This window comes from Mycobacterium sp. NS-7484 (genome assembly GCF_001953975.1).
GTDB lineage: Bacteria > Actinomycetota > Actinomycetes > Mycobacteriales > Mycobacteriaceae > Mycobacterium.
The window spans coordinates 1-1,265 of record NZ_MBEJ01000058.1 but is presented as its reverse complement, the minus strand read 5'-3'; the positions used below and the strand labels follow the sequence as shown (position 1 = coordinate 1,265).

The window sequence follows — 1,265 nt, the reverse complement described above, 5'->3', positions numbered from 1 at the left end:
GTTGACCTCCCCTGATAGGGGTCCGAACATGCTTTGAAAGCATGTTCGGTGTCAGGTCCACGCAATTCCCCTGTCTGTGGTGTATGCGCTGCCAAACTGGTCAAGAACGGCACCACCTCCGCCGGCACGACTCGGTGGCGCTGCAAAACCTGCGGGGCCTCAACCACTCAGACACGGCCCGACATCACCCACAAGGCCCAGCTACGGGCCTTCACTGGCTGGCTGCTACACGGCGCACGTCCCGCCCAGGTTTCCTCCAGCGCTCGCACGTTCCGCCGCGACACCTCCTGGTGCTGGAACATCGAGGTCCCGCCACCGACTCCCGCCACCACGCCTGCCGATGTGGTGGTCCTCGATGGCACCTACTTCCAGTCGTGGTGCCTGCTGATCGCCACCGACGGCACCCACGTCATCGATTGGCAGTGGTGCGACCGAGAGAAAAAGGTTGCTTGGCAGCAGATCCTGCAGCGCCAGGCCGCGCCACGGGTAGCCGTCATCGACGGCGGCACCGGACTTCACGCCGCGATCAGCGAAACCTGGCCCAGTACCCGAATCCAGCGCTGCTACTTCCACATCTTCCGGACCGTCATCCGCCACCACACCATGCGCCCACGGCTGGAGCCAGGACGTGAAATCCTCACCCTCACAAAAGCATTGATGAGTGTCCGCGACATCGATCAGGCTGTGCTGTGGATGGGGGCCTATGCCGAATGGGAAGCCCGCTGGGACACATACTTGCGTCACCGCACCTACGCCCGCACCCACATTCCACGCCCAAGCGGCATCCCCGCCGACCGTCCGTGGTGGTACACCCACCGCGACCTACGCAAGACCCGAGGACTGTTCCGCAGACTGATCCGCGAGCAGCACCTGTTCACCTGGATCGACCCCGCCGTCATCGGCGATGACGATCCGTTGCCGCGCACCACGTCCTCACTCGAGGGCGGCCCCAACCGTGCCATCAAAGACCTGTTCCGCATCCATCGCGGTATGCCCGCTGAGCACGCTCGCCGAGCCGCGGAATGGAAACTCAACAGCCTCACCGCAGACCCGCACGACCCATGGGAACTGGTCCGCTCCGAACACCTCAACCCACCCAGAACCAAGACCCCGCGCCCTGTCGAAGACGAACCTCTCGGACCAACCATGGGCACCAGCTTCAGCTGGGAGGACGGCAACGGCCTCCAACACGGCTGGGCCGGCAGATCAACACCCTAACCGCCACGACACACCGACAGCCGTACACACATTTTGGCCATTAACCC

1 protein-coding gene is annotated in these 1,265 nt (G+C 63.9%); it reads left to right on the top strand.

The features are described from left to right. Nucleotides 1-48: 48 nt before the first annotated feature. Nucleotides 49-1,218 carry an IS1249 family transposase gene (locus A5733_RS10460; RefSeq protein WP_076240064.1) on the top strand — a complete coding sequence of 390 codons (1,170 nt, stop codon included), beginning with the start codon at nucleotides 49-51 and terminating at the stop codon, nucleotides 1,216-1,218. The last annotated feature ends 47 nt before the right edge of the window (nucleotides 1,219-1,265 follow it).